The sequence below is a fragment of the Paenisporosarcina sp. P4_E4_2 genome (assembly GCF_056401595.1).
This window is the reverse complement of the sequence record NZ_JBFUJC010000128.1, coordinates 1-8,297: the sequence shown is the minus strand read 5'-3', so window position 1 is coordinate 8,297 and position 8,297 is coordinate 1. Positions and strand designations below refer to the sequence as shown.

The window sequence follows — 8,297 nt, the reverse complement described above, 5'->3', positions numbered from 1 at the left end:
CCCAAAAAGTATCTGATGCATCGACTATATCACTTTCCGCTAAATTCGAGTGAATGAGCGTAAGTTTCACTGTATCATCCATCTCTTTTAGTGAAAATGTAACGACTGAGGGCTCATTACGTAAAGTAGGATCTTCAGTAGCTGACCACGTATACGACAGCTTTTCATAGGGAATGACTTCCACAAGTTCACCTGTTACATCCAGTTTTTCTGCTCTAAAAAAAGAAACATTCTCTCCCAATTTCCAAGATGATTGAAGTTTACTACCAAAGAAATAGCGCTCGGTATCTTCACTGTTTGTCAGTGCTTGCCAAAGTCTTTCCGGGTTGGTTCGGATATACGTGGTATAAACAAAAGTTTGGTTTGACAATTTCTTTCACTCCCACTAAGTATGTTAAAGTAATTTCATATGATTTTATCAATATTATACTTCAAGAGAAGGTGAAAAGATGTCCCGTTTCAATCATGGCGTTCTGTTATTTAATGGGCAAGCTGGACAGGACTCTGATGAAGAAGCTTTATCACTTGTCGTTCCGGTTATTGCGGCCCATTGTCACAAACTGACCATTGTACAAACATTATCTCCTGACGAGTTTAAACAAGCATGCTTGGACGCATCGTATGCGGATGTTTTATTTATAATGGGTGGAGATGGAACGCTGCATACAGCTGTTCAAGTATTAGAAAAGATTGAAAAACTCCCTATCATCGGTTTACTTCCTGGAGGGACTTGCAATGATTTTGCACGTACATTAGACATCCCGCCTTTTCTTAAAGAAGCAGCTGAAGCAATTGTTACCGGAGTCGTTCAAGATGTAGATTCAGCACAAATAAATGATGGCTTATTTATGAACTTCGCTGGAATAGGATTAATTGCCGACGCTTCCGAGAACATTAATCCCGATCTCAAAGACAAGTACGGTAAGCTAAGCTATTTCATGAGTGCTTTACAAACGTTTAGTCAAAGTGAACCGTTTTCTATTCATTTGGAGATTGATGGCACTACGTATAATGAAGAAGCTGTCATGTTACTCGTTATGAATGGAAAATCCATCGGAACCCATCGCTTTCCTCTCGACATCATTAATCCCAGAGATGGACAATTGGATKTGGTGCTCATACAAGCGTCAACTATGGCAGCCATACGTGAATGGTTTTCATTAAATCAACCAGATATAATGCCGGATGATTTAAAGAATGTCACCCATTATACCGGTAAACATATTGTGATTCGTACCGATGAACCGAAAAAAGTGGATACTGACGGAGAGATTTATTTAGAAACGCCTGTTGAAATAACAGTAAAGCCAAAATTCGTTCGATTTTTGGTGCCGAATAAGAACAATTAAAAAAGCAGCTGCCTTTTGGCAACTGCTTTTCGTTATTTTTAGTTTACATAATATTATTATCTAATTATTTGTTAGCGATATGAACTTTTAACAGTTTTCCTWTGATTGTCGTGTTTCTCATTTGCTTCAATACGAGCGGTCCTTTACCATTCAATATTTCCACATAAGAAACATTATCCTGAATGGTAATGATGCCGATATCTTGTGCAGTCATTCCATCGAGTTTTGCAATGGTCCCAACAAAGTCCACAGCACGGATTTTCTTTTTCTTCCCGCCGTTAAAATACAATTTCGTAATATCTTCATTTAATTGTTCTTTCTTATCCACTTTAATTTCAGGTTGTTCATTCATTTTTTGTTTAAATGCAGCTTTCGCTCTAACTACTTGTTCTTTTGAAGGCGCATCTTTCACCGGGATGTCAAAACCAATATACTTTTCAACCGATGCAAGGAATCGATCTTCGTAAGGTGTAACAAGTGTAATTGCTTTTCCGACTTCGCCTGCTCTACCTGTTCGACCAGTACGATGAACATAGCTTTCATTTTCCAAAGGCATATCGTAATTGATGACATGCGTAATACGGTCAATATCAATTCCTCGAGCAGCAACATCAGTAGCGATTAAATAGCGGAAATCCCCACGTTTGAAGTCATTCATTACATCGAAACGCTCATTTTGTTCCATCCCGCCATGAATTTTATCGACTGTATAGCCTTCATCATCCAGTAAGTCCACCAACTGATCGACGTTATCTTTCGTACGGCAAAAAATTATACAGCTATCTGGATTTTCAACCATCGTAATTTCTTTCAGCATCGCAAATTTCTCTGCTTCTTTTACGATATATACAGAGTGCTCTATTTGTTGGTTTACACTTTCTGTTTTTTCAATTTCGATGTCCACCGGATTGTCCATATATTTATGGCATAGTTTTTCCACGTCTTTTGGAAGTGTTGCCGAGAACAACATCGTTAATCGTTTTTTTGGCAAGTGACTGATTATGGACTCGACCAATTCAATAAAGCCCATGCTCAACATTTCGTCCGCTTCGTCAATGACAAGAATTTCAATTTTGCTTAAATCAAGTGTATGGCGCTCAATGTGATCCATGACTCGACCTGGGGTTCCCACAACAACATGTGATTTTTGTTTTAACTCAGTGCGTTGAAAAGCGAATGGCTGTTTCCCATAAATCGCCGTAGCCTTAATACGCTTAAAACGACCAAAACTCATGATATCTTGAGAAACTTGCATAGCTAATTCGCGTGTCGGGGTTAATACTAAAGCTTGTGGTTTGTTTTCATCCCAGTCCACCATCTCACAAATTGGAATACCAAAAGCAGCTGTTTTACCACTTCCTGTTTGAGATTTAACTGAAACATCCCGCTTTGATAGTGCTGTAGGTATCACTTTTGATTGCACTTCTGTTGGGGATGTAAATCCCAGACCTTCTAGTGCGCGAATTATGTCGTCTGAAATACCAAAATCTTTAAATTGTGTGTTTGTCATTAAAATCTCCCTTTATTTAAGAGTTGTCCACTCTTCTTTGTATCTTAAGTATACCAATGAATCGGGTGTGATAGATTAAAACAGAAAACTATGTTATAATAGATACATAATAACTTCATAATACGACAAATTTTCATAAGAATCTTTCGACTTGTTTCGAGTAGTTTGTATTCGACATGACATCAGTGTTATAGAAATGGGGAATTCAGATGACGTTCCAAAAACATGAAAAAGAAGTATCCGAATTTGTACAAGCACGAAGAATTCGTGAAAAAATCACATTCGTTCGTCGTGATGTAGAAGTTGAAGGAGCTATCTTCAAAATCCTTGAAAATTCTTGCATCGTTGAAATTTCTCAAGAAGACGCAAAAAAAATTGGTGCCGCATCAACTTTAACAGTAGTATCACATAAAAATTATAAAGTATTCTCATAATACAAAAACGAAGAGCAAATTGCTCTTCGTTTTTTTGTTGATTATTTAATTTTTGCTAAGTCAATTTATTGTCCACTGGATAAGCAGTAATCCAGTCACTATAACTGCCTACATATAATTTCACTTTTGGATATCCCGCTTCTTTAAGCATTGCATATAGAGGTGCTGCAGTTACTCCACTCCCGCAATACACAGTGATATCTTCATCTTGCTTAACAACCGCTTCTACTTCCGATATAACATCGACWGCTTCTTTAAAACGACCATCTTCTTTCAACAGTTCCCAGTCCAAATTTCTCGCATTCGGAATATGACCAGCTACTGAATCAATCGGCTCATGAATGCCTGCATATCTTTCTGCTGATCGGGCATCCAGAAGAGCACCATTTGACGTCTCCGATACTACTTTAACTTGCTCGCGAGTCGAAAGAATGTCTTCATTCCACTGAAGGCTTAATGTCGAAGCCGGGTATGACGATGTTTCAGTTGACACTTCTAAACCCAGTTCAACCAATTCTTCATAGCCTTCCTTCACCAATGTTACTTGTGGGAAACCTGCATAACAAAACATCCAGTAAGCTCGCGGTCCAAAGGGCATTCCGCCTTGGTCATAAATCACGACATGGTCTGTATACTGTAAACCATTTGATTCAAAAAGATATTTCAACTTTTCTTTATCAGGCAGTGGATGACGTCCATTTGTCTTATTCATATCCGATAAATCTTTTTCAAGATCGAGATAGATGGCACCAGCTATATGACCTTTATCATATAGCTTTTTGCCAGCATTAGGATCTTGTAGTGAAAAGCGAGTATCAATCCACCTCAAATTAGATTCTTTCAGTTCTTTTGCAGACTTCCAAACTTTACCCATCAGCTCATTCCCCTTCAGATAAATTCTTGTACACAGCTCTCCACTCTTCAAGGCGGCTACCTTCTTGCATTGCCGCTCTTTCAGAGTCAAGTTGTTGCAGTGACTCACGGAGTAAATGTTGTCTTAATCCTTCTGCTTCCAAATCAATTACACCTCTAGCCCAATCTCTCATGCGGACATTTTGAGTATTTAAATATTTCTCAGCTTCCGGTTTTGTTGCATCCTGCAATTCATCTCTAAGCTTTTCTTTTTCATTTTTCTCGAAGAAAGATTTATTGTTTTTATAATGTGACTTCACATGTGAATACTTAGTTGAATCCTCGAAAGGTCCTTCAAAATCAAGCAGTTTTGCTTCCGCTATTTCATACGGCATAAACGAAAAACTGTTGTTGCTTTCTTTCAGTTCATGCATTTCATCTTTTTTTCGTTGTTGCAGTGCTTTGCCAATCCATTGATTTAAACGGAAATTCGTCACACGCATTTCCTGCTCAAAATCAAAACTTAACATGGCAAGTGTTTCTTTCAAGGCAAAATCAAGTGCTTCTGCTGATGATTTGTTCGAAAAAACAGACGGGTTATACGATTCTTTAAAGAAGTCAGGGTATCTGTAATAGACTCTTTGCAATACATAGTAAAGCAATTCGTCCAGTTCCTGATAGGAATTTTTCGTGATTACTCCTGCAGCTGAACTCGTAAAACGTTGACGGATCTTTTGTTCCAACAGACGTAGTTCCTGCAACCGTTCTTCTTTTCTGGATAGATTGACTTCAGTTTGTTCAATCAAGGAAGCCAATCGGGCAACTGTTTTCTCTGTTTCTTCAGCGAGTGCTTGAACAGCCATCGCTTTTAAATCTTCGGATAAAAATTGTTGGAAAGATTGTTCGAAAACTTCCATTCCTGAATTCAATTGAACCGACTCTTCTTTTTCTTTTAGCGCTTGAAGGCTCGAAACTCCATATACTCGTGGGAAGCGTATACCAAATCGTTGCAATTCATTCGTCACATAATTTTTGACATCATTTGCTTCCTCTTCGTTTGCAGCCAAGTCAATGGCGTTTACGATAAAGAACATTTTATCCAATTCAAATGCATCTTTCACGCGACCAAGCTGAATCAAAAATTCTCTATCAGCACGAGCAAATGCGTGATTATAATACGTAATGAAAAGAATAGCGTCCGCATTACGGATGTATTCAAATGCCACGCCTGTGTGTCGTGCATTAATAGAGTCTGCTCCTGGCGTATCCACCAGAGTGACCCCCATTCTCGTTAACTGACAATCATAGTAGAAATCAATGGTATCGACAAAACAGCTCTTGTTTTCCTGGGCAACAAACGCTTCAAATTCATCTCTATTTACGCGCAAAGTTTCACCAAGTTGTTCTTTGAACGTAGAATACCCTTCTTTAAAAGCACGAATGAATGCTTTGTGTACTTGCAAGCCTTCGTTTTCTAACGTCATATTTTCTATATCGTTCGCCTTTTTGTACGCTTCATCTAAAGAAACGACATTGATTCCGATAGCATGGAATGAAGAAGCAACATCTTCAAAAAATTGATCTTTCGTTTTCAGCTTTACATCAGCCGTTTCGTGCGGATTATGTTCAGTGACGGGACGAATCTTATTTATTGCGGCAGTTGTTGGATTTGGGGAAACTGGCAACACATTTGCCCCCATTAAAGCATTTGAGAACGACGATTTGCCTGCACTGAAAGCCCCGAATAAGGCAATGGTAAAGTCCTGTTTCTCAAGACGCTGAGATTTAGTTTGCAGATACTGTGCAACCTCAGAGAAGCCTTGGATATGTTCAATCTGATTGGCAATGTATTTCGCACGTGACAGTGTATCATTCACTGCAATACCTGCAGTTTCCGGTCTGTCAGACGGATGTTCCATAACATTATCTTCCGTGTCTTTTTCGACAATCATGGAAGAATCAAAAGGTACCATTTGTTGTTCAGCCAACTCATGATTTTGCACCCATTTTTTCACCAACTCAGCAGAGTTACTATTCGTATTTCTTGAAGGGTTGTCCCATTCTTTTGTGAAACCTACATGCTGTTTATGCAATTGTTCCAGCGTTTCAATCGCTAATAATTTTTCTTGATAGGCACGAGATTTAGAATCAGCTTGACCAAAATCATCTTCTGGTAAGTCCTCTATAACTTTTGCGTGCACGTTTTTCCAGCCATCGGTTTGTTGGATGAACCATTTTTTCGTCGCATCTGTAACTCGGTTAGCAAAATTCAATACAGAATCAGCGGTAACCAGTGACCCTTTTTGAATTTGTTCTTCTATAATTTGTAAAGTTGGATGGAATTCCATCTGATCAATTGCCAGTGATTGTTCATCAGTCAATAAGCCCACATCTTTTAAAGACTGTTTCATTAATGAACGCATATGTCCGGCAATTTGAGATTGTATGACCGTATCGTATTCTTTTTCGACAAGCTGTCCACGAGTATTTCTCTCTTCTTCCGTTTTCTTCCCACTGAAGAATAGGCCAACCTTAAAGTTTTCTTGTTTTGCTTCCAAATACGACTTTAATTTGTCTCGTAACTCGTATGGCATCATGGTGGCATTATCCAGTAAATTTTTTCGATTGGCTTCAAAGTTATCTGACCACGCTTTAGAACTAAGTAATTTTGCTTGGTTTTGATAGTGTGCGGCCGTCTTTCTGATTTCTTCTTTATCTTCCCATTCATCCTCAGATAGTACGTTGGCGAAAGTTGACTGGCACTCTTCTATTTCATCCGTTAAATATTCAAGATGTTCATCGTGTAATTTGATTAATGTATTGGTCGACGACTTCACTAATTGGTCTTGCCAATTATTCATGCTGTACATCACGATTTCCCGAACTTCGGTAAAGTCGTTGTAAGGATGATTGGCATCTTTTAAAGAAGTGAAAAAGATATCTTTTGGTATTACGCCCCATGCCTTGAAGGAGTCGTGTACAGACTCTTTAAATTGCGTAAACGTCAACTCATTTTCACGGTGTTTATCAATCTGATTTACAATCAAATAGAGATTGTCGTTATATTTCATAAGTTGTTTTGTAAACCCAAAGTTCAACTCTGATTGGACGTGGTTATAGTCCATCATATAGAAAACGATATCTGCCAAGTGTAACGATGATTCTGTCGACATACGGTGTGCATCGTCAGTAGAATCAACTCCTGGTGTATCCATGACCGTTATTCCTTCAGGTAGGACCGAAGATTCATGTCCAATTTCAATTTGCGAAACTGCATGTCCATCCTTACAAAATTCTTTTACCGTTTCAAAATCATAATCTCCCGAAAATTTAACTGGTTGTTGATCTTGCATATACACAATGGCAAAATCGTTTGTTGCTTTATGTATTTTAACGATATTCGCGCTTGTTGGTATGGGACTGGATGGAAGGAGTTGCTCTCCCGTCAATGCGTTGATCATACTCGACTTGCCCGCAGAAAAGTGACCTGCAAAACCAATTGTAAATTCCCGGTTCATTAATTTTTGTGAGAACAAATTCGTTTTGTTCATTCGTTCCACATCGTCTACTTCTTTAAATAATGTATAGGCTCTTGCCGTTTCTTGTAATAGGTGATTAATTTGATCTTCAAATGAATGCATTCTTGGTTGAACTCCTTTATCAAAAACTATGTCTATCATATCATGTTTAAAACTGTCGCATCTTGTAGAAATGTAAGTTGTTGCGAATTTATGGAGAAGACTTCTATGATACATGAAAGTCCAGGAACACGAAAAGACCGGTAACGGAATTTCCGCACCGGTCTTTCTTCTGTTCATTTACTCTTTCACTGTTATTACTGGAAACTTGACGTTCATTAAAACATTGAAAGCAAACAGGATAACGCTGATTACGACTAGCGTAGCACCTATTGAAATAAATGTTACTGCCTGCTCTGCTCCGCTGAGTAAGAGTGTAGACAGGCCAACCATCATTAGTAGCAGGCCGATGTTAGATGCCCAAAAATGAACTTTGGCAAGCGTATGATTTCCCGCTTTTGGAAATAAATAATAAATGAGTCCCGCTAGTGCAAATGAAACCCAACCTAATAAACTGATGTGAACATGGACGCCTTTGAGCGTATAGTCATGCCCCATGGACATATACATGCCC

General features: G+C 38.5%; 7 protein-coding genes. 2 read left to right on the top strand and 5 right to left on the bottom strand.

The window, feature by feature from the left end; translation table 11 throughout:
• Window positions 1-370 (bottom strand): SRPBCC domain-containing protein (locus AC1DSB_RS10490; RefSeq protein WP_477586686.1); only part of this gene is annotated, 370 nt, incomplete at its 3' end.
• 79 nt (window positions 371-449) lie between these two features.
• On the opposite strand from AC1DSB_RS10490, the gene AC1DSB_RS10485 reads away from it, so the two are divergent.
• Window positions 450-1,349 carry a diacylglycerol/lipid kinase family protein gene (locus AC1DSB_RS10485; protein WP_477586685.1) on the top strand — a complete coding sequence of 300 codons (900 nt, stop codon included), beginning with the start codon at window positions 450-452 and terminating at the stop codon, window positions 1,347-1,349.
• Window positions 1,350-1,413: 64 nt separating this feature from the next.
• On the opposite strand, the gene AC1DSB_RS10480 is transcribed toward AC1DSB_RS10485, so the two are convergent.
• Complete coding sequence (locus AC1DSB_RS10480) at window positions 1,414-2,859, bottom strand: DEAD/DEAH box helicase (RefSeq protein WP_477586684.1); 1,446 nt, start codon at window positions 2,857-2,859, stop codon at window positions 1,414-1,416.
• Between the two features lie 209 nt (window positions 2,860-3,068).
• On the opposite strand from AC1DSB_RS10480, the gene AC1DSB_RS10475 reads away from it, so the two are divergent.
• Window positions 3,069-3,293, top strand: a complete 225-nt coding sequence (locus AC1DSB_RS10475; protein WP_016427358.1) for a DUF2187 family protein — start codon at window positions 3,069-3,071, stop codon at window positions 3,291-3,293.
• A 55-nt stretch (window positions 3,294-3,348) separates the two neighbouring features.
• Here the strand turns inward: AC1DSB_RS10475 and AC1DSB_RS10470 are convergent, their stop codons facing one another.
• The 3 genes from AC1DSB_RS10470 to AC1DSB_RS10460 all read right to left on the bottom strand — a co-directional run.
• The gene (locus AC1DSB_RS10470) at window positions 3,349-4,167 is read right to left on the bottom strand and encodes a sulfurtransferase (protein WP_342541682.1); all 819 of its coding nucleotides are present in this window, start codon (window positions 4,165-4,167) and stop codon (window positions 3,349-3,351) included.
• Window positions 4,168-4,171: 4 nt separating this feature from the next.
• Window positions 4,172-7,786 carry a dynamin family protein gene (locus AC1DSB_RS10465; RefSeq protein ID WP_477586683.1) on the bottom strand — a complete coding sequence of 1,205 codons (3,615 nt, stop codon included), beginning with the start codon at window positions 7,784-7,786 and terminating at the stop codon, window positions 4,172-4,174.
• Between the two features lie 177 nt (window positions 7,787-7,963).
• On the bottom strand, window positions 7,964-8,297 hold a 334-nt coding region (locus tag AC1DSB_RS10460), incomplete at its 5' end, for a cbb3-type cytochrome c oxidase subunit I (protein WP_477586682.1).

What these genes read in the sequence shown, in the direction of transcription:
- AC1DSB_RS10475 (WP_016427358.1), top strand. Translation starts at nt 3,069, where the DNA reads ATGACGTTCCAAAAACATGAAAAAGAAGTATCCGAATTTGTACAAGCA.
- AC1DSB_RS10465 (WP_477586683.1), bottom strand. Translation starts at nt 7,786, where the DNA reads ATGCATTCATTTGAAGATCAAATTAATCACCTATTACAAGAAACGGCA.